Origin of the sequence: Rhodococcus ruber (assembly GCF_027270735.1) — a bacterium.
Classification (GTDB): domain Bacteria; phylum Actinomycetota; class Actinomycetes; order Mycobacteriales; family Mycobacteriaceae; genus Rhodococcoides; species Rhodococcoides rubrum_A.
In genome coordinates, this window is sequence record NZ_JAPWIJ010000006.1 from 72,944 (window position 1) to 90,349 (window position 17,406).

A 17,406-nucleotide genomic window follows, 5' to 3' on the forward strand; every position below is an offset into this window, starting at 1 on the left:
CGCACGTGCGGCGCAGCCGCTCAGCCGCTCAGCGCACCCCGTCCCACACCTCGCGTGTAGCCGACCTCGGGTCCAGAACGACTCCCGGCTCGTCGCCGAACATCATCACCGCACGGTCGCTGCCGTACGAGTCCCATCCGGGAGAGCCGTCGCGCACGAAATCGATCCAGGCACGGTGCATCTCGTCGGCGACCTTCTGCGGCGGGTTCGGGCCCGTGATCCGTGCGGTCTCGGGCTTGTGCAGCATATCGAACACGAATGGGATCTCGAGTGCATGGCAGGCCCCGAGTGCGCCGTCGAACAACGATGAGCGCCAGGTGAATTCGTAGACGAAAGCGTTACCGGAGCGGGCCTCGACCAGGCGCGTGGCCGGGATACGGAAGAACCAGTCGGTCATGACGGCGATCATCAGCTCGCCGGCCGAGGCGTCGGGCAGCTGTTCGCGGTACCTGTCGAGCGCCGACGGGTCGGCTCGGTACCCGGCAAGGACCATCTTCACGTAGTCCTCGGTGAGGTGCGAGACAATTCCGGCCGGCACGATGAAGAACGCATGTTCCTCGCTGGTGGTTCCGATCAGCACGTCCACCTGTGCGCTCGCGCCGTCACTGATGATTCGTGAAAATGGAAGCGCCGGAACGACATCACCGTCGATGCAGGGCTCGAATGCCATGACGTTCAAGGCGAGCTCACCCCACGCGCCGGTCGGGGCCTCGGCCGCGATGCGATCGGACAGATCGCGCTGCGCGTCGACCAAGGCGTCCACCGACACCGACCCGAATCCGTCCGCCGTCGCCTCGACGCCGAGCGAGGCCGCCAACGCCGCGGAGACCGTCGCGGCGGTCTCGGCGGTGATGACGTGGTGGCCGGCTCCGCTTTGAAGAATCGCCCGTTGGAAGAGCCCCTCGGCACGGGGCATCGACATCAGGGTGCCGACGCTCATCGCGCCCGCCGACTCCCCCGCGATGGTCACCCGGGCCGGATCGCCTCCGTAGGCCGCGATGTGGTCGCGTACCCATTCGAGGGCGGCGACCTGGTCGAGCATTCCGCGGTTGGCCGGGGCTCCGTCGATCGACGCGAAGCCGTCGACGCCGAGTCGGTAGTTGATCACCACGGCCACGACGCCGTCGCGCGCGAAGGCGGAACCGTCGTACGTGGGAATGGCGTTGCTGCCGTTGACGAATGCGCCGCCGTGAATCCAGACGAACACCGGTGCCGAGCCGCCGGCATCGGGGGTGAAGATGTTGACGTTCAGGCAGTCCTCGCCGGGTACCACCGGCTCACTGAGGATCTCGCTGGTCGGCGGACGGTAACCCACCTTGGGAACGGTGGCCCCCAACTCGAGCGCGTCGCGCACTCCGTCCCACGTCGGTGGCGGCGACGGAGCCTGAAATCGGCGGGGTCCGAACGGAGCCTCGGCGTACGGCACTCCGAGAAACGAGGTGACGCCTGCGCCGGTCCGACCGCGAACCTGGCCCTGAGGTGTATCGACGGTGATCGTGTCCATACGTCCTTATTACCCTGTTCGCTTCGCGTTGTCGGTCGGACCGGCAACTTTCGGTGCTCAGACCAGACGTGCCTCGGGCGAGCCCGTCTTGCCCGCGTCACGCTCGACGGAATCCCCGAGCGCATCGTCGATCTTTGCGAGCACGTCGGCGTCGAGGGTGACCTCGGAGGCCTTGATGTTCTCAGCGATCTGCTCGGGACGGGAGGCCCCGACGAGTGCGGCGGCGATGTTGTCGTTGGCCAGTACCCACGCAACGGCCAACTGCGCCATGGTGATTCCCAGATCATCGGCGATAGGCTTCAGCTGCTGCACCCGGGTGAGCGTCTGATCGTCGAGGTAGCGCGCGATCATCTTGTCGCCGCCCTTGTCGTCCTTGGCGCGCGAACCGTCGGGCAGGGGTTGACCGGGGAGGTACTTACCGGTGAGCACACCCTGGGCGATCGGCGACCAGACGATCTGTGAGATGCCCAGTTCCTTCGACGTCGGGATCACCTGATCCTCGATCACGCGCCACAGCGCCGAATACTGCGGCTGGTTCGAGATGATCGAGAAGCCGTTCTGGCGGGCGAGTTCCTGCCCGGCGCGCAGCTGATCGGCGGTCCACTCGGACACACCGATGTAGAGCGCCTTGCCCTGGCGGACGACGTCACCGAAGGCGGCGATGGTCTCCTCGAGCGGGGTCTCGACGTCGTAGCGATGCGCCTGGTAGAGGTCGACGTATTCGGTGCCGAGTCGACGCAGCGAGGCGTCGATGCCTTCGAGGATGTGCTTACGCGAGAGTCCGGTGTCGTTGGGGCCCTTGGGCCCGACGGGGAAGTAGACCTTGGTGAAAATCTCGAGCGATTCCCGACGCTCACCCTTGAGCGCGTCGCCCAGCACCGTCTCGGCAGCTCCGTTGGCGTAGACGTCAGCGGTGTCGAATGTGGTGATGCCCGCATCGAGGGCCGCGCGTACACACTGGGTGGCGATGTCGTTCTCCACCTGCGATCCGTGCGTCAACCAGTTGCCGTAGGTGATCTCCGAGATCTTCAGTCCACTGTTTCCGAGGTATCTGTAAGCCATGTGAGAAAACGGTACTCCGGTGATCAATTCAGTAGCGGTCGACGACCGAGGAACCGCGTCCCGACGCCTGCGAGGACCACCGTCACAACGGCTGCGCCCGTGGAGAACCACAGCTGGGTGCTGGGCCACGTCGCGCTGTGCATGACGGACGTGAGCGGCGTGTACGCCGTCCATCCATAGGTGACCACCATCGGTACCGTGATCGCCACCGGCACCGCGAGGCCTAACGTCACCGGAACTGGGCTAGCTGGAGTGGCCGACGTGCACGCCACGTACAGATAGGCCGCACCGGCCGGGAAGATGAGCAGACTCGCCACGTAGTGCACATTGTCCAGCGGCGGGTACTCGAACAGTGCGGTCACACAGACCATTGCCAGGATCGCAAAGCCGACGAACGGGCGACCCGACCGCAGTCCAAGTGCCACTCCGACCGACACGGCGAGTGCCGTGACGGCCACGAGCCCGAGTGTCCAGACTCCGTCCGAGACCTCGATGCCCACTCCGGCGGTGGTGGTCGAGGTGATGAACACGGCGGTCCCGGCGAGAACCATGATGCCGCCTCGCCCTGGCAGCAGAGCAGCGGCACCGAACAGAACAGGTACGACGAGGATTCCGAAGTACCAATTTCCAACGAGACCGTACTCGCTCTGAAACACGCTGCGTGCGAACAGTTCGGCGAGTAGAAGGCCACCGATCGAGACCAGCAGCATCGCCCCGATAGTGCGGATACCCAGCTCGGGTGGCGAACTCCCTTCGCTGTCGTCCACACGAGCCGCCCAGGCCACCGCCAGCACAGCCAGTAGGCACAGGACCGGAACGACCACCGGTGTGCCGATATCGGATTCGCTGAGGTAATCGGCGTAGCGCCGCGGGACAGCCGGGTGTTGCAAGGCCTCGACCGCGCCTGAACTGAGTAGGCCGACAAGGAACGACCCGATCAGCAGTGCTTGTCGAACTCGTACACCGATTGCCCGTACTGCAGTGCATCCCAACAGAACTCCGCCGGCCACCACCTCGGCGAGGTCGGAGGGCATCAGCAGTGCCGTCACCCCGGCGACAACGGCGGCGGCGATGGACAAGCCGGTAAGAATACTGCGCCCACGAACGAGCATCGCCAAAGCCGACGCCAGAATCACTGCAATTGCAACTCCCCCTCCGCCGCTGGAGAACAGCACGCCGCCGACGCCGGTGTCGCCGAAGAAGTCGACCCCGTCGGATTGTGACAGCAAACCGGCCAGGAGTCCGGAGAGCAACAGTGCGAGCACAGCCATTGACGAATTATGCACTGCCACAACGATAGTGACGGGAGGCTACAAGGATCTTCTCCAGGGTCTCCGCAAAGGAACGCAATTCGTCCTCACCCACTGCGGCACCAACGGCGTCCGACCACGCATGCTGAGCATCTCTCAAAGCGGCGACGGTCTCGCGTCCCTTGGGGGTGGGTTCGAGGAGCTTGGCCCGCCTGTGGTGCGGGTTGTCGACGTACACGGCCCAGCCTTTGTCCACCAACAGATTCGCGGTGCGCTGCACGCTCTGCCGCGCCAATCCCAGACCGACGCGTCGCGCGATATCAGCGACCGACAGGGGCTCGTCCAGGGTTGCTCCGAGGACCTGCCACCACGCCGGAGTCAGACCCGTCGGCGCGGTGATGTCCTGTGCGGCAGCCAGAAATTCGCCATTGAGCTCGAAGACGGGCAACACCAGAGCAGTCAGCGCATCGCCCTCCGGGCTGCGGTCGGTCACGCCCCCGCCAGCTGGTCGTAGTACTTTCGCTCGCCTGTTGTGTACAGGCCGTACCAGGCGTCGACGACGGGTTGTGGAAACACGTTCAGCCGCTCGAACACCAGCTTGGCGAACTCGATGGGTGCAGTCGCGCCGGCAGTGATGACGGTGCCGTCGGACACCGCCTTGTCGTCTCGGTAGTGCTCCGAACCACGGTATTCTGCTGCCTGCGTGAGAAACTCGGCGGCATTCGAGGTGTGCGGCCGGTCGTCGAGCAGTCCGGTCCGAGCCAGCCCGTAGGTGGCACCGCAGATCGCCGCCACCGGAGTCCCCGCCGCAACGAGTTCGGCGGCGAGCTTCAGTACCGTGTCGTGCCCGGATTCCCAACTGCCCGCTCCCGGCAGAATCAACGCGTCGAGTGTCGGCAGATCGGCCAAGCCGACGTCCGGAGTGATGCGCAATCCTCCCATCGTTGTGACGGCCTCCCCCGTCTCCGAGGCGACGATCAGCCGGTTGGCTTCCGGGTCTTGTTCACGGGCCATGGCCAAGCCGGCGGTGAGGTATCCGTACTCCCAGTCGGCCATGGTGTCGGTGGCATAGAGCGCAATGGTGGTCATCGGAACGTCCTCACGTCGATTGACAGGATACTGTCAATCATCACCCCATTGACAGCATGCTGTCAATACTCGGTAGCACCCGAGTGGCTCGCGCGCGCGGACCCACCTCGTCCAGATAGATCCGGCATGCCGCGTGATAGCGCTGGTCGAAGGCCATACCCGCGGCCACTTCACCCCCGAGCGCATCCGCATCCCTGGCTGTACCGCGAGCACGTGCGACGTCCATCGGTGTGTCGACGAATACCGTGTAGTCCCAGTAGTCAGGCAGCGGCGGCCGGTGCAGAAACGTTCCGTCCACCACAACGATTGCGTCGGCGGATACCGGTTCGAGCGGATCGTTCACCGGCTCGTCCGTGGCCAGATCGATGATCCGACGCCGGATTTCACCACTTCCGTTCGGCCCTAACGGAATCAGCACCTGCGTACACAGCGCCTCGAAATCGTATGCGTCCCGGTAGTAGCCGGTAGCCGATGTTCGCCCTTGCCGATACCGATGTGCGCGCCGGTGATGAAAACCGTCCATGGTCACATGAATCGCAGGTCGACCCTGAGCTGCAACAGCGCTCACCAGCCACCGCGCACAGGTCGACTTTCCCGATGCCGTCACCCCGTCGATTGCCACTCGTAGCGGGTGCCCCAGATCTCGAGAGATCACGTCCCGCACCATGTCCTCACCGATACCCATCCGACGAGGGTAGGCCAACGGAAGTACTCAACCAAATGGTTGACTAGGCACGTCACGCGGCCTACGCTCGGCTTCATCGACAAAGCGAGGAGCCGATGGACGATCACACGGAGCAACTCGACAGAACGTTCGCGGCCTTGGCAGACCCCACTCGACGCGACATGGTGGCGCGGCTGGCCGGCGCGGATGCGAGCGTCAGCGAATTGGCGGAGCCGTACGACATGAGTCTGCAGGCCGTATCCAAGCACGTGAAGGTGCTCGAGGAGGCCGGCCTGGTCACCCGAAGCAAAGTTGCCCAGCGTCGGCCGGTGCATCTGGACGCGGAGGTGTTCGGCCTCGTGGCGAAATGGATCGAGCGCTATCGGCAGGAAGCAGAACAACGCTACCGACGCCTCGATGCCCTGCTGGACAGCATGGACAACCAGACGAAGACCCCGCACACGAAAGAAGCGTCCTAACCATGTACGAAACCGAGATTCTCGCGGACGAGAAAGTACCCACGATCGAGATCGTTCGGGAGTTCGATGCAACGCCGGAGCAGGTGTTCCGCGCTCACATCGATCCCGAACTGTACCGACAGTGGGTGGGGCCCAGATCGTTGACCACGCGAATTCTGAAGTGGGAGGGCCATACCGGAGGCTCCTGGGCATTCGCCAACGATCGGGACGGCAAGGAGATCGCTGCTTTCTTCGGCAGCTTCCACGAGGTCAGGGACAACGAGCGGATCGTGTGGACGTTCACCTACGAGGGCCAACCCGATTCGGTTGCCCTCGAGACCCTCACATTCGAGGGCCGCGACGGCGGGGGCACGCTCCTGAAAGTTCTCAGTGTGATGTCGGACTTCGCAACTCGCGACGGGATGCTTTCCAGCGGAATGGATGTCGGGGTGAAAGAGGGCTACGAAAAACTCGACGAACTACTCGGACATCGAACAGGTCCGGCCCAGCAGCACCTACAGGACGCGGCAGCGTTCACCGCGCTCGTCGAGTCGGCCTCGCCCGAGGACTGGTCACGACCGAGCCCGGTATCGGTCTGGGCCGCAATCGATGTCGTGAAGCACCTGATCGAGTGGTCTCGCGGCTTTCTCGCGGGCGGCGCAGGAATCGAGTTCCAGACTCTCGACATCGGGGCCGACCCCGTCGCCGCGTGGAAGCGACACGTCGCCGACATCCAGGCAATTCTCGACGACCCCTCCGACCGCGTGTTGAGCAACCCGCACACGGGAGACATGCCGGTGGACGAAGCGATCGACATGTTCTACACCGCCGACATCTGGATGCACTCCTGGGACCTGGCGAAAGCCCTTGGCCTGGAACCCAACTTGGGCCAGGATCGGTGCGCTGCGGCCCTCGCGGCCATGCGACCGATGGAGCAGATGCTGCGGGACAGTGGGCAGTACGGGCCCGCCACCCCGGTCGGCGACGACGCGTCGGCTCAGGACAAGCTGATGGCCTTCATCGGCCGTGACCCGGCCTGGACACCCCGGAGCTAACTTGCTATTGCCTCGAGTTGCGGTCGAATCTTGTTCAGCGAGTATTCGACCGACGCTTTCGACGGTGTATTGAATCCGACGACCGTCCCGTAATCCACCACGGCTACTCCACCGCCCGACGCAGCAGGCAGACTGGAGAATCCCGGAAGCTTCTCCAGGTCTTCCCGCGTTCCCCCGTTGGGAAGCATCACGACCAGGTCGGCCGTCAGCACGTCGAGCCGCTCGGGGCTGAGCACGATGCGCCCGTGAGAGATATCGGGTGAATCGACCAGACTCTGCGGCACACTGAGCCCGATGCTGCCGAACACCTGGGCCGCACCGTCTTCGGGGTCGGCGACAACAGCCAACTGCTGGGAGTCGAAGACGAACTGGGAGAGCACCGCCGTCTTACCCTCGAGTCCCGGATAATCCCTCTCGATGTCGTCGGTGACGGCGTGGCCCTCGTCGATGATTCGCCGAGCGTCGTCTTCCCGATCGAGCACGAGCCCGAGGGTCTCGATCTGCGATTCCCAGGTCTCGACCCGGTCCGACTCGGGCAAAATCGTAGGTGCGAAATCCGCCAGACCTGCATACGGTTCGATCGACGCAATTCCCGACACCAGGATCAGATCCGGCTCCAGTGCCGCGATCTGCTCGGTCGGCACCGCACCGTCCATCTGGTCGACCGCAGCCGGGTCGAGCATCTCGGCATCGGAACTCACTGCCGACTGCCAGGGGTAGAGCCCACGTTCGTTGCCGTTCGATCCTGCGGAGACATACCCGACGGGTTGCACGTCGAATTCGAGCAGCGCGTCGACCCACTGCTGTCCGAAGGCGACGATGCGCTCCGGCGTTCCCGTGATCTGTGTAGGTCCCGCAAGAGTGTCGATCGTGACGGTGCGGACTTCGGATCCGGCGTCGTCAGCTGCCCCGCTGCTGCACGCGACCAGCGTCAATACGGTACTCAGACCGAGTGCACACCCCAGGAATGTCCGTTTCATCCGCAGAAGTTAGCACAGGCTCACCTTGCTGCGGTGGCCTACCTTCAGAGGTACTTCTTCAGCTCCATCTTCGCGATCGACATCTTGTGCACCTCGTCCGGACCGTCGGCCAGACGCAGAGTGCGGATGTGGGCGTACATCATGGCGAGCGGGAAGTCGTTGCTCACTCCGCCGCCGCCGTGCACCTGGATGGCACGGTCGATGATCTTCAGCGCCATTTCCGGAGCCGCGACCTTGATGGCCGCGATCTCGGTGCGCGCCTCCTTGTTCCCGACGGTGTCCATCAGGTATGCGGCTTTGAACGTGAGCAGTCGCGTCTTCTCGATCTCGATGCGCGCCTCGGCGATCCAGTCCTGGATGTTCGAGCGCATCGCCACCGGCTTACCGAACGTCACTCGCGATACCGCACGGCGACACAGCAATTCGAGCGCACGCTCGGCCACGCCGATGGTGCGCATCGCGTGGTGGATGCGGCCAGGTCCCAAGCGCGCCTGGCTGATGGCGAAGCCCTCACCAGGCCCCTTCAACACGTCCTTCGCCGGTACCCGCACATCCTCGAAGAGCACTTCGGCGTGACCTTCGCGGTCGATGTAACCGAACACCGGCAGGTTGCGCAGGACGGTGACACCCGGTGCGTCGATGGGTACCACCAGCATCGACTGTTGACGGTGCGTGGCCGCCTCGGGATCGGTCTTGCCCATGACGATGAGAACCTTGCAGTTCTTGTGCATTGCGTTGGACGTCCACCACTTTCGACCGTTCAGGATGAAGTCGTCCCCGTCGCGGTCCATCTTCATGGCGATGTTCGTGGCGTCGGAGCTCGCCACGTCAGGTTCGGTCATCGCAAAGGCAGAGCGAATCTTGCCGTCCAGCAACGGCGTCAAGTACTTCTCTTTGTGCTCGTCGGTGCCGAAGAGCGTGAACACCTCCATGTTGCCGGTATCGGGTGCGTTGCAGTTGCACGCCTCGGGGGCAAGCAGGCTGCGGCCCATGATCTCGGCGAGCGGGGCGTACTCCAGGTTGGTCAGGCCGGGGCCCCACTCGGGGTGCGGGTGGAACAGATTCCACAGTCCACGTGAGCGCGCTTCCTTCTTCAGATCCTCGATGATCGGCGGCTGGAAATGTGGGTCGCCGGAGTCGAGCATCTGCTGCTCGTACACGGCCTCGGCCGGGTAGACGTGAGAGTCCATGAACTCCAACAGATCCGACTCGTACTTCTTCGCGCGCTCACTGGTCTCGAAAAATGCCACGGTGGGCCCCTAACGGTTGTTGTCGAGCAAGCTGTCCTGGTAGCGACGCATGCCGCGCAACCACCGGTCGTAATCGGCACCCTTGTTGCGGTACATGTCCAGTACGTTCTCGTGCGGCAGGATCAGGAACTGCTCGCGGTCCATCGCGTCGAGCACCACATCGGCAACGTCGAGCGGTTCGAGTACGGCACCGGCGCTCAGCACCGCCGCAGTTGCGGCTGCTCCCAACGCATCTCCGGACTCGCGTCCCTCGTAGAGCAGTTTGGTGTTGACGCCCATCGGGCATAGGCAACTGACACGAATGCCTCGGTTGCCGTAGGTGACGTTCAGCCACTCGGCGAATCCGACGGCCGCATGCTTGGTCGTTGCGTATGTGGCCGAACCGATCTGGGTGAGCAGACCAGCCGCAGAGGCGGTGCTGACGAAGTACCCCTCACCGCGCTCGAGCCAACCCGGCACCAATAACTGCGCAGCGCGTATGTGGGCGCGCACGTTCACATCGAACGAGAGGTCCCAGTCCTGTTCGGTGGCGTCGAGTCCGGGTGCACCGCTGATGCCTGCGTTGGCGAAGTAGAGATCGACCGGACCGAACGAGTCCTCGGCCTGTGCGATCAGCCGCTCGATATCCGCGATGTTCGACGCATCCGCAGCAACCGCGACGGCCGTCCCCGGCCGGTCTCGTTCGATAGCGTCGACCACCGCCTGGGCCGTCTTTCCGTCGAGGTCGGAGACGACGACGCGTGCTCCGTGCTCCGAAAGTCGAGCAGCGATGGCCCCGCCGATTCCGCCACCACCGCCGGTGACGATGGCAACCTTGCCTTCTACCTTCATGCCCCAGGTATAGTTGAAGTCAGATTCAAGTTCAACCCTGGTTCGATGAACGGCCACCTCAGCCGGGGTGTCATGCCCTCGGCCGCGTCGGATCGGTGATCCATCCCGACCACGATCCCGGATACAACGCAGCGTCGATACCCGCCAATTCGAGCGCGAGGATCTGGTGCGCGGCGGTCACCCCTGACCCGCAGTAGACAGCGACGTCTTTCCCTTCGGGCACGAGTCCACCGAATGTGCCATCGAGTACCTCGGGGTCCAGGAACTTGCCGTCCGAATCGACGTTGTCGGTCGTCGGTCGGTTGATCGCGCCCGGGATGTGACCGGCCACGGGGTCCACCGGCTCCACCTCGCCGCGGAATCGTTCGGGTGCCCGCGCGTCGAGCAGTACGTTGTCTCGGGCGAAATCGAGTACGTCGTCCACGTCGAGAACTCGTGCCAGGGATGGCCGGGCAGTGAACGATCCGGCTGCGACGATCGACGGTTCGGTTCCGATCGGGAATCCGGCGGCCACCCACTGAGCCAAACCGCCGTCGAGGACTCGCACGTCCGCGTGGCCGTAGTAGCGCAACAGCCACCAGCCGCGCGCGGCCGCGGTCGCCGGTCCTCCGTCGTAGACCACAACCGAGGAGTCGTCGCTGACGCCGGCACCGCGCATCGCTGCGACGAAGGTCTCCTCGTCGGGCAATGGGTGACGGCCGCGGTGATTCGGGTCGTTCCTGCTGGCTCCACTCCCGTGGTCCGGCGGGGCGGCCAGATCGGCATCGAGGTCGACGAATTGTGCGTGCGGGATGTGTCCGAGCTCGTAACCTGCTCCGTCGCTGCCGGTCTGAAGCGTGAACCGGATGTCGAGGACGACGGGGGCCCGTCCCATCTCGAAGAGATCGTGCAGTTCGGCGGCAGAGATCAGCGGCGAAGGGCTCATAAGCATCCGACGCTAACAGCCCCGCGCGGGGAATAGCTCGGTGTTGCATCAGGTTGTGCGCAGGCGTGACCGAAACTGCACCCACAACTCAGCATCTGTCCACCACCGGGCTCTTCGAGCCGTTCGAGGTCAAGTCGCTGAAGCTGCGCAACCGCTTCGCCATGGCCCCGATGACGCGAGCCTTCTCACCCGATGGCATCCCGGGCCCGGATGTGGCCGAGTACTACCGCAAGCGCGCAGCCGGTGGCACCGGCCTCATCATCACCGAGGGCACCTACATCCCCGACCCGGCGGCCGGTCCTCACACTCGCGTTCCACGGATCTACGGCGACGCCAGCCTCGAAGGCTGGAAGGGCGTCGTCGACGCAGTGCACGCCGAAGGCAGCGCAATCATTCCGCAGCTGTGGCACCTCGGGGTCGAGCGTGGCACCGAGCCGCGCCTGTTCCCCGACGTCACCACCGTCAGCCCGTCCGGAATTGCACTCGACGGCTCCTCGGTCGGTCGAGCCTTCACCGACGCCGACCTCGACGAACTCACCTCGCAGTGGGTACAGGCTGCGGTCAACGCGAAGAACACCGGCTTCGACGGCCTCGAACTGCACGGCGCTCACGGTTACCTGCTCGACGAGTTTCTTTGGGCCACAACGAACGTGCGCGACGACGAGTTCGGCGGCTCGCTCGAAGCCCGCACCCGTTTCCCCGCACAGGTCGTTGCTGCGATTCGTGCGGCCGTCGGCGAGGACTTCGCCATCGTGTACCGATTCTCTCAGTGGAAGAGCAACCACTTCGACGCTCGGATCGCACAGAATCCCGAGGAACTCGGACGCGTCCTGACGCCACTGGTCGACGCCGGAGTGGACGTGTTGCACGCCTCGACCCGACGCCACTGGGATCCGGCGTTCCCCGAGCTGGACGGTAACGACGGAAAGCTGGGCTTGGCCGGTTGGACCCGCAAGCTCACCGGAGTTCCGACGATCACCGTCGGATCGGTCGGTCTCGACTCGGTGTTCACATCGGCATGGTCGGAGGATGCTGCGTCGGGAGTGACCGGATTGGACGCGCTCGTCGGTCAATTCGAGGACAACGAGTTCGATCTGGTGGCCGTCGGGCGCGCGTTGCTGTCCGATCCGGAGTGGGTGAACAAGGTGGGCGACGGCCGCGTGGACGAGCGCATCGAATTCACGCGCGACCACATTCAGCACCTGGTCTGACGGAGCAGGCACTTGGTCTGACGGCAGCATCGCCTAGAACGGCGGTGCTGCCGTTTGGTCTGTCTCGGGTTGTTCGTTGTCGGGTGGGTTCGGGTAGGCGATGATGCCGGATCGTCTGGGTTTGGTGGGGATGTGTGGTCTCAGGTCGTTGCCGAGGATGGGTACGGCTGTGCCGTTGGTGGGCAGGGTGATGCGGGTGGTCTTGGAGGTGGAGGTCCACAGGATCGCGCCGCCGGGGAGCATGACGGCTGTCCAGTAGCCGGCGGTTTTGACGGTGTGGTGGAACTCGCAGAGGCATTGGAGGTTGTTGACCGTCGTCCAGCCGCCGCCGCGGGGGTTGGCGTGATCGAAGGGGATCACGTGGTCGAGTTGGCAGTGTGCGGCGGGGCGGTGGCAGTAGGGGAAGCGGCAGTGTCGGTCGCGGAGGCGGACGGCTGCGGTGGTGAGGGTGTCGGGTCGGTAGATCAGCGCGTGGTCGGTCAGTGGGTCGCGTGCGACGGATTTTCCGAGGGTGGGGTCGGCGGCGATCGCGGCTTCGAGTGCAGCGGCGAGGGAGGCGTTGCCGAGGTAGAGGCCCGAGGGTGTGCGGTGTGCTGCGCGGATGGCGTGGTTGGTGCGCCGGGTTGCGGAGGGCAGGTCGAGGGCAGAGCTGTGCCGTGTGCCCCTGCCGACGGGTGTGTGGGTGCAGAACAGGGCCGCGGCGGAGGTCAACGATCCCAGGCGACGCTGGTGTGGGTTGTCGCTGGCGGTAGCGGCAGTCGAGGCTGTTCCCGGTGCCGGGCCTTCGGCTGACATCGGACCGGATGATGCAGAGCCGGGTGCTGTGGAGCCGGATGGTGTTGCGGACGAGCGTGATTGAGAACCGATCGGCGCAGGGTCAGGTGCCGGCGATGTCTGTTCCGCAGGCAATTGCGATGCTGTCGCGGGTTCAGACGATGCGGCTGCCTCAGGGTCGGTGTGAGACGTTGCCTCCGCTAGCGGGTCGGTCACCGGTGACCCTGCACGTGTTGCGGCGTGCTTCCGTGCAGAATCGGCTGAGTCCGGTTCGGGAGTTGCCGACGGATCGGTCGCAAGTGCGGGCGTGGACTCGTCGTTCCGCTCGGTCTCGTCGGTCTCGCCGTTCCCCTCGGACTCGTCAGCATCTGCGGTCTCGTCGACCTCATCCGCCGGTGTCTCGGGTGCCTCCGCTGGTGCTGCTGATGATGGTGCCGAGGCATTCCCCTGTGCAGGTGCAGGTGCAGGGGCACTGGCCGAAGTCGGTTCGCTCGAGGAATCAGCCTCCCTACCCGAATCCGTGGCCGACCCCATTCCCCCATCAGCATCAGCAGCCGAGTCCGCGCCGGCATCTCCTTCTGCATCTCCTTCTGCAGCGGTGCCGGCTTCCGTCGCTGTTTCCGTCTCGGGTTCCTTTGCAGGATCTGAGCTTTCACCGCCCGAGCGTCGTTCCCATTCCCCGGTTTCCGGGTTCTGCACGGCCAGGCCCAGTTTCTCGGCGAGGGTGACTGCGTCGGTGAGCAGGATCTGCCACTGACTGTTGCGTGCCAACTCACGCGCGAGGTCGGGGTCGATCGATCCGTGCCCGGCCAGATACGCCGGGTTCGCGAGTAACCCGATGAGGGTGGCGATATCGACGGTGACCATCGTCAACGGCACCCGACGATCCGGCAATGCCGCATCTTTTTTCGGGCAGTCATCACGGTGGCACAGACATGCCAGGCGGGGTTCGCCGTGCATGCGGGCCATGAACGCATCACACAACCGGTCTTGTTTGCCGCGGGGGTCTTTGGGGCAGAGGGTGTCGGCCATTTCCTCGAGGAGTTGCCATGCGGCGGCGGCCTCGGGTGCGGTCAGCTCGGCCCGGATGCGGGCCAGTTCCCCGGCGGGGCTGTAGGAAACGTGGCGGAACCTCTTGGCGAATTCCCGCAGTGCAGCTGCTTCCTCGGGGGCGACCCGCAGCAGGATGTCCCAGATCTCCTTCTCCAGCGGACCTGGTGACGACCGACGGGCCGCCTCGACGATCTCGTCCTCGACCATCGTGACGATGTCGTCGGAAAGGTTGTCGAGGATCCGGCACACCGTCCGGACTCGCGGGAGGTCGATCTCCCCGGCCTCGAACGCGGACCGCAGCAGTGGAAGTCGGGTATGCAAGGCGACGCCCACGGAGACGTACGCCTCGGCGACCGTCGCCGAACATCCCAACGCCACTGCCATCTCGGTGCGTCCGTACCGGCTGTAGTGCTTGTACTTGGTGTCGTGGGTGATCCAGCTCCGATGGACGTCGTAGCAGGCGGAAATCTTACGAGACGCAAGACGATTCTCTGCCTGTGCGGCAGCGGTCAACGCCTCCAGCGACACGGTCGGTACTGCACCCATTTTCACCCCCCGGTGAGCCGAAACAAGAACGCATGTTCGAACAGAATGAAGACTATCTCGACCCACCGACAAGAACGCTCGAGCCTCGAGAAGGTCGGCTGGCCTGCCACAATTCGCCAGATCGTTCTACACTTCGACCCATGACCGAGCCCGATTCCACCGCGGCCGAGCTGTCCGAGTTGCGCGCCCAGGCAAGCACAGGCGATCAGGATGCACTCGACCAGTTGGTCGAACTCGCAGGCTCTCGAAACGACCTCGCCGAACTGCGCGCCCTCGCCGATGCAGGCAGTACCGATGCCGTCGACATCCTGGTCGAACTTGCCGGTGAACGCGGTGATCGCCTCGAGCTCCAGAGACTGGCGGCCGCAGGCAGCCAGGACGCCGCAGACATTCTCGACGAGCTCGACAGCTAGCCGGGGCTGGGCCGCTCCCCCAGTTGCACGGTGAGTCGGTGCGCCGCGTCGAGGAGCATCTTGCCCAGCTCCCGTCGTCGATCGTCGCGGAATCGCGTCTCGACACCGGTCAAGCTCAGTGCCCATGCCGGCTTGTCGGCGCGATCGAACACGGCGGCACCGAGTCCCCAGCTACCCTCCACGAGCAGCGCCGGATTGACGGCGAATCCCGTGGTGCGGGTGTGCGCTATCCGCCTGCGAATCGCCACGGCGGAGTGACTCTCTCCCCACTCCGGCACCAGATTCACGCCGTCGAGATACTCGTCGACCTCCCGATCCGGTAGGTGCGCAAGAATGGCCAACCCTGCCGACGCCACTCCGAGCGGCAACCGAATCCCCTCGTACAGCACGTGCGAGCGCAGCGGAAAACTTCCCTCCACGCGAAGCAAGCACACCGTCTCCGAACCCCGCCGGACAGACAGGAACGCACTCTCACCACTCTCGGTGGCCAACGCCTGCACTACTTTTCGCGCCTGGTCGGTGATGTCGTACCGCAGGGCCGCCATCGACCCCAGCAGGTAGATCTCCGGCCCCAGCGACCAGCGACCGGTACCTGCGTCGCGATCCACGAATCCCTGATCCGCGAGCGTGGACAGTAAGCGGTGGGTGGTCGGTCGCGCGATACCGGCCGCCCGCGCGAGAGCGGTGGTGGACGCACCGGATGGTTCCTCGGCTCCGGCTGCACGCAGCAACGAACAGATCTTCCCGATCACACTCGCGTTGGCTTCCGATGACGTCACCCGAGGATCGTACGTCCATTGAGTGGACACCAACTCTCGAACCGTTCACCGAATGAGCAATCGAGGCCATTTGTCCCACATCGAAGTGCAGCTCAGGTTCACTGAACACATCGTTTGCTCAACGAACACATCAGGAGTTCTTGTGACAGGAAAGACCTACGCGTCCACTGCCGACGCGGTCGCGGACATCGGCCGTGGGGCGACCATCGCGGTCGGCGGCTTCGGACTGTGCGGCATTCCGGACGCTCTCATCGAGGCCATCGCGAACACCGACGCCGACGAGCTCGAAGTGTTCTCCAACAACTGCGGCGTCGATGGCTACGGACTGGGAATCCTGTTGGCCGCCGGACGCATTCGCCGCGTCACCGCCTCGTACGTCGGCGAGAACAAGGAATTCGCCCGGCAGTACCTCGCCGGCGAACTCGAGGTCGAGCTGACCCCTCAGGGCACGCTCGCCGAACGACTCCGCGCCGGCGGCAACGGCGTTCCCGCATTCTTCACCCCCGCCGGAGTCGGCAGCCCCATCGCCGACGGCGGAATGCCGTGGCGATACAACGCCGACGGCTCGGTCTCGATCGCATCGCCGCCCAAGGAAACGCGAGTGTTCGGCGACAAGCGGTACGTACTCGAAGAGTCGATCAACGCCGACTTCGCGCTGGTGCACGCCGAAACTGGCGATACAGCAGGCAATCTCGTGTTCGACAAGACTGCGATGAACTTCAACCCCCTCGCCGCGATGGCCGGCAGAATCACCATCGCGCAGGTAGAGAATCTCGTGGAGCCGGGCGAGATCGACCCAGCCCACGTACATCTTCCCGGCGTGTTCGTTCAACGCGTCGTGCATACCGGGCCACAGGACAAGCGCATCGAAAAGCGCACCGTCAGTTCAGGAGTTCGAGCATGAGTGCAGGATGGACACGCGATCAGATGGCCGAACGCGCCGCGGCGGAGATGATCGACGGCGAATACGTCAACCTCGGCATCGGATTGCCGACACTGATCCCGGGATATCTGACCGATGACGTCAAGGTCACCCTGCACTCGGAGAACGGCATCCTGGGCACCGGACCTTACCCAACAGAGGACAAGGTCGACGCCAATCTCATCAACGCCGGCAAGGAGACTGTCACCGTCAATCCCGGTGCAGCGTACTTCGATTCGTCGTTGAGCTTCGGGATGATCCGCGGCGGCCACATCGACACAGCGGTGCTCGGCGGCATGCAGGTCTCCCGCACCGGCGACCTCGCCAACTGGATGGTGCCCGGCAAGATGGTCAAGGGTATGGGCGGCGCGATGGACCTCGTACACGGTGCCAGGCGCGTCATCGTCGTCATGGAACACACCGACCGTGCCGGCAACCCCAAGATCCTCGACGCCTGCACTCTGCCTCTCACCGGCCAGGGCGTCGTCGATCGCATCGTCACCAACTTGGCCGTCATCGACGTCGTCGGCGACGGCACGCTCGAGCTGGTGGAACTGGCACCGGGCGTGACCACCGAGCAGGTCACCGCCGCAACCGGATCGACCCTGAAGAGCTGACCGAACAACTATGGGCCCGAACG

18 protein-coding genes are annotated in these 17,406 nt (G+C 64.6%); 6 read left to right on the plus strand and 12 right to left on the minus strand.

From position 1 onward, the window contains the following. Positions 1 to 28: 28 nt before the first annotated feature. The 6 genes from O4220_RS15140 to O4220_RS15165 are packed head-to-tail and all read right to left on the minus strand — an operon-like array spanning position 29 to position 5,590. Positions 29 to 1,504 carry a carboxylesterase/lipase family protein gene (locus O4220_RS15140; RefSeq protein WP_269605577.1) on the minus strand — a complete coding sequence of 492 codons (1,476 nt, stop codon included), beginning with the start codon at positions 1,502 to 1,504 and terminating at the stop codon, positions 29 to 31. Between the two features lie 57 nt (positions 1,505 to 1,561). Further along, positions 1,562 to 2,566: an aldo/keto reductase family protein gene (locus tag O4220_RS15145; protein WP_269605579.1), complete on the minus strand. Its 1,005-nt coding sequence runs from the start codon at positions 2,564 to 2,566 to the stop codon at positions 1,562 to 1,564. A gap of 23 nt (positions 2,567 to 2,589) precedes the next feature. Next, positions 2,590 to 3,837 carry a hypothetical protein gene (locus O4220_RS15150; RefSeq protein ID WP_269605581.1) on the minus strand — a complete coding sequence of 416 codons (1,248 nt, stop codon included), beginning with the start codon at positions 3,835 to 3,837 and terminating at the stop codon, positions 2,590 to 2,592. A gap of 7 nt (positions 3,838 to 3,844) precedes the next feature. Further along, on the minus strand, positions 3,845 to 4,309 hold the full coding sequence (locus O4220_RS15155; RefSeq protein WP_269605583.1) for a MarR family winged helix-turn-helix transcriptional regulator: 465 nt from the start codon (positions 4,307 to 4,309) through the stop codon (positions 3,845 to 3,847). Beyond that, positions 4,306 to 4,905: a DJ-1/PfpI family protein gene (locus tag O4220_RS15160; protein ID WP_269605586.1), complete on the minus strand. Its 600-nt coding sequence runs from the start codon at positions 4,903 to 4,905 to the stop codon at positions 4,306 to 4,308. The genes O4220_RS15155 and O4220_RS15160 overlap by 4 nt, the downstream gene beginning before the upstream one ends. Before the next feature lie 40 nt (positions 4,906 to 4,945). Beyond that, on the minus strand, positions 4,946 to 5,590 hold the full coding sequence (locus O4220_RS15165; RefSeq protein WP_269605588.1) for a hypothetical protein: 645 nt from the start codon (positions 5,588 to 5,590) through the stop codon (positions 4,946 to 4,948). A gap of 95 nt (positions 5,591 to 5,685) precedes the next feature. Here O4220_RS15165 and O4220_RS15170 point away from each other — a divergent pair, with 95 nt between their 5' ends. Then, a complete protein-coding gene (locus O4220_RS15170; RefSeq protein WP_269605590.1) occupies positions 5,686 to 6,048 on the plus strand; it encodes an ArsR/SmtB family transcription factor in 363 nt (120 codons plus the stop codon). Between the two features lie 2 nt (positions 6,049 to 6,050). Beyond that, on the plus strand, positions 6,051 to 7,082 hold the full coding sequence (locus O4220_RS27835; RefSeq protein ID WP_332112825.1) for an SRPBCC domain-containing protein: 1,032 nt from the start codon (positions 6,051 to 6,053) through the stop codon (positions 7,080 to 7,082). On the opposite strand, the gene O4220_RS15185 is transcribed toward O4220_RS27835, so the two are convergent. The 4 genes from O4220_RS15185 to O4220_RS15200 form a co-directional block, all read right to left on the minus strand. Beyond that, complete coding sequence (locus O4220_RS15185; protein ID WP_269605592.1) at positions 7,079 to 8,062, minus strand: ABC transporter substrate-binding protein; 984 nt, start codon at positions 8,060 to 8,062, stop codon at positions 7,079 to 7,081. The genes O4220_RS27835 and O4220_RS15185 overlap by 4 nt on opposite strands. A 44-nt stretch (positions 8,063 to 8,106) precedes the next feature. After that, on the minus strand, positions 8,107 to 9,252 hold the full coding sequence (locus O4220_RS15190) for an acyl-CoA dehydrogenase family protein (protein ID WP_420030404.1): 1,146 nt from the start codon (positions 9,250 to 9,252) through the stop codon (positions 8,107 to 8,109). Between the two features lie 69 nt (positions 9,253 to 9,321). Then, positions 9,322 to 10,143 carry an SDR family oxidoreductase gene (locus tag O4220_RS15195; RefSeq protein ID WP_269605597.1) on the minus strand — a complete coding sequence of 274 codons (822 nt, stop codon included), beginning with the start codon at positions 10,141 to 10,143 and terminating at the stop codon, positions 9,322 to 9,324. Positions 10,144 to 10,213: 70 nt separating this feature from the next. Then, positions 10,214 to 11,068 (minus strand): sulfurtransferase, encoded by an 855-nt coding sequence (locus O4220_RS15200; RefSeq protein WP_269605598.1) that lies wholly within the window; start codon positions 11,066 to 11,068, stop codon positions 10,214 to 10,216. Between the two features lie 65 nt (positions 11,069 to 11,133). On the opposite strand from O4220_RS15200, the gene O4220_RS15205 reads away from it, so the two are divergent. Next, positions 11,134 to 12,279 (plus strand): NADH:flavin oxidoreductase, encoded by a 1,146-nt coding sequence (locus tag O4220_RS15205; protein WP_269605599.1) that lies wholly within the window; start codon positions 11,134 to 11,136, stop codon positions 12,277 to 12,279. 33 nt (positions 12,280 to 12,312) lie between these two features. Here O4220_RS15205 and O4220_RS15210 read toward each other — a convergent pair whose 3' ends face one another. Then, positions 12,313 to 14,652: a DUF222 domain-containing protein gene (locus O4220_RS15210; RefSeq protein ID WP_269605600.1), complete on the minus strand. Its 2,340-nt coding sequence runs from the start codon at positions 14,650 to 14,652 to the stop codon at positions 12,313 to 12,315. 140 nt (positions 14,653 to 14,792) lie between these two features. On the opposite strand from O4220_RS15210, the gene O4220_RS15215 reads away from it, so the two are divergent. After that, positions 14,793 to 15,065, plus strand: a complete 273-nt coding sequence (locus O4220_RS15215) for a hypothetical protein (protein WP_269605602.1) — start codon at positions 14,793 to 14,795, stop codon at positions 15,063 to 15,065. Here the strand turns inward: O4220_RS15215 and O4220_RS15220 are convergent. After that, positions 15,062 to 15,844, minus strand: coding sequence for an IclR family transcriptional regulator (locus O4220_RS15220; RefSeq protein WP_269605604.1), 783 nt, complete (start codon positions 15,842 to 15,844; stop codon positions 15,062 to 15,064). The two genes, O4220_RS15215 and O4220_RS15220, sit on opposite strands and share 4 nt — an antisense overlap. A gap of 142 nt (positions 15,845 to 15,986) precedes the next feature. On the opposite strand from O4220_RS15220, the gene O4220_RS15225 reads away from it, so the two are divergent. Together O4220_RS15225 and O4220_RS15230 are read left to right on the plus strand one after the other, a co-directional pair. After that, positions 15,987 to 16,748, plus strand: a complete 762-nt coding sequence (locus O4220_RS15225) for a CoA transferase subunit A (RefSeq protein ID WP_269605606.1) — start codon at positions 15,987 to 15,989, stop codon at positions 16,746 to 16,748. Continuing rightward, on the plus strand, positions 16,745 to 17,383 hold the full coding sequence (locus O4220_RS15230; RefSeq protein WP_269605608.1) for a 3-oxoacid CoA-transferase subunit B: 639 nt from the start codon (positions 16,745 to 16,747) through the stop codon (positions 17,381 to 17,383). Before O4220_RS15225 ends, O4220_RS15230 begins: the two co-directional genes overlap by 4 nt. Positions 17,384 to 17,406: the final 23 nt, after the last annotated feature.

Bases quoted from the DNA above. Each gene is read 5' to 3' on its own strand.
- O4220_RS15140 (WP_269605577.1), bottom strand. From the start codon at position 1,504: ATGGACACGATCACCGTCGATACACCTCAGGGCCAGGTTCGCGGTCGG.
- O4220_RS15145 (WP_269605579.1), bottom strand. From the start codon at position 2,566: ATGGCTTACAGATACCTCGGAAACAGTGGACTGAAGATCTCGGAGATC.
- O4220_RS15150 (WP_269605581.1), bottom strand. From the start codon at position 3,837: ATGGCTGTGCTCGCACTGTTGCTCTCCGGACTCCTGGCCGGTTTGCTG.
- O4220_RS15160 (WP_269605586.1), bottom strand. From the start codon at position 4,905: ATGACCACCATTGCGCTCTATGCCACCGACACCATGGCCGACTGGGAG.
- O4220_RS15165 (WP_269605588.1), bottom strand. From the start codon at position 5,590: ATGGGTATCGGTGAGGACATGGTGCGGGACGTGATCTCTCGAGATCTG.
- O4220_RS15170 (WP_269605590.1), top strand. From the start codon at position 5,686: ATGGACGATCACACGGAGCAACTCGACAGAACGTTCGCGGCCTTGGCA.
- O4220_RS27835 (WP_332112825.1), top strand. From the start codon at position 6,051: ATGTACGAAACCGAGATTCTCGCGGACGAGAAAGTACCCACGATCGAG.
- O4220_RS15185 (WP_269605592.1), bottom strand. From the start codon at position 8,062: ATGAAACGGACATTCCTGGGGTGTGCACTCGGTCTGAGTACCGTATTG.
- O4220_RS15190 (WP_420030404.1), bottom strand. From the start codon at position 9,252: ATGGACTCTCACGTCTACCCGGCCGAGGCCGTGTACGAGCAGCAGATG.
- O4220_RS15195 (WP_269605597.1), bottom strand. From the start codon at position 10,143: ATGAAGGTAGAAGGCAAGGTTGCCATCGTCACCGGCGGTGGTGGCGGA.
- O4220_RS15200 (WP_269605598.1), bottom strand. From the start codon at position 11,068: ATGAGCCCTTCGCCGCTGATCTCTGCCGCCGAACTGCACGATCTCTTC.
- O4220_RS15210 (WP_269605600.1), bottom strand. From the start codon at position 14,652: ATGGGTGCAGTACCGACCGTGTCGCTGGAGGCGTTGACCGCTGCCGCA.
- O4220_RS15215 (WP_269605602.1), top strand. From the start codon at position 14,793: ATGACCGAGCCCGATTCCACCGCGGCCGAGCTGTCCGAGTTGCGCGCC.
- O4220_RS15230 (WP_269605608.1), top strand. From the start codon at position 16,745: ATGAGTGCAGGATGGACACGCGATCAGATGGCCGAACGCGCCGCGGCG.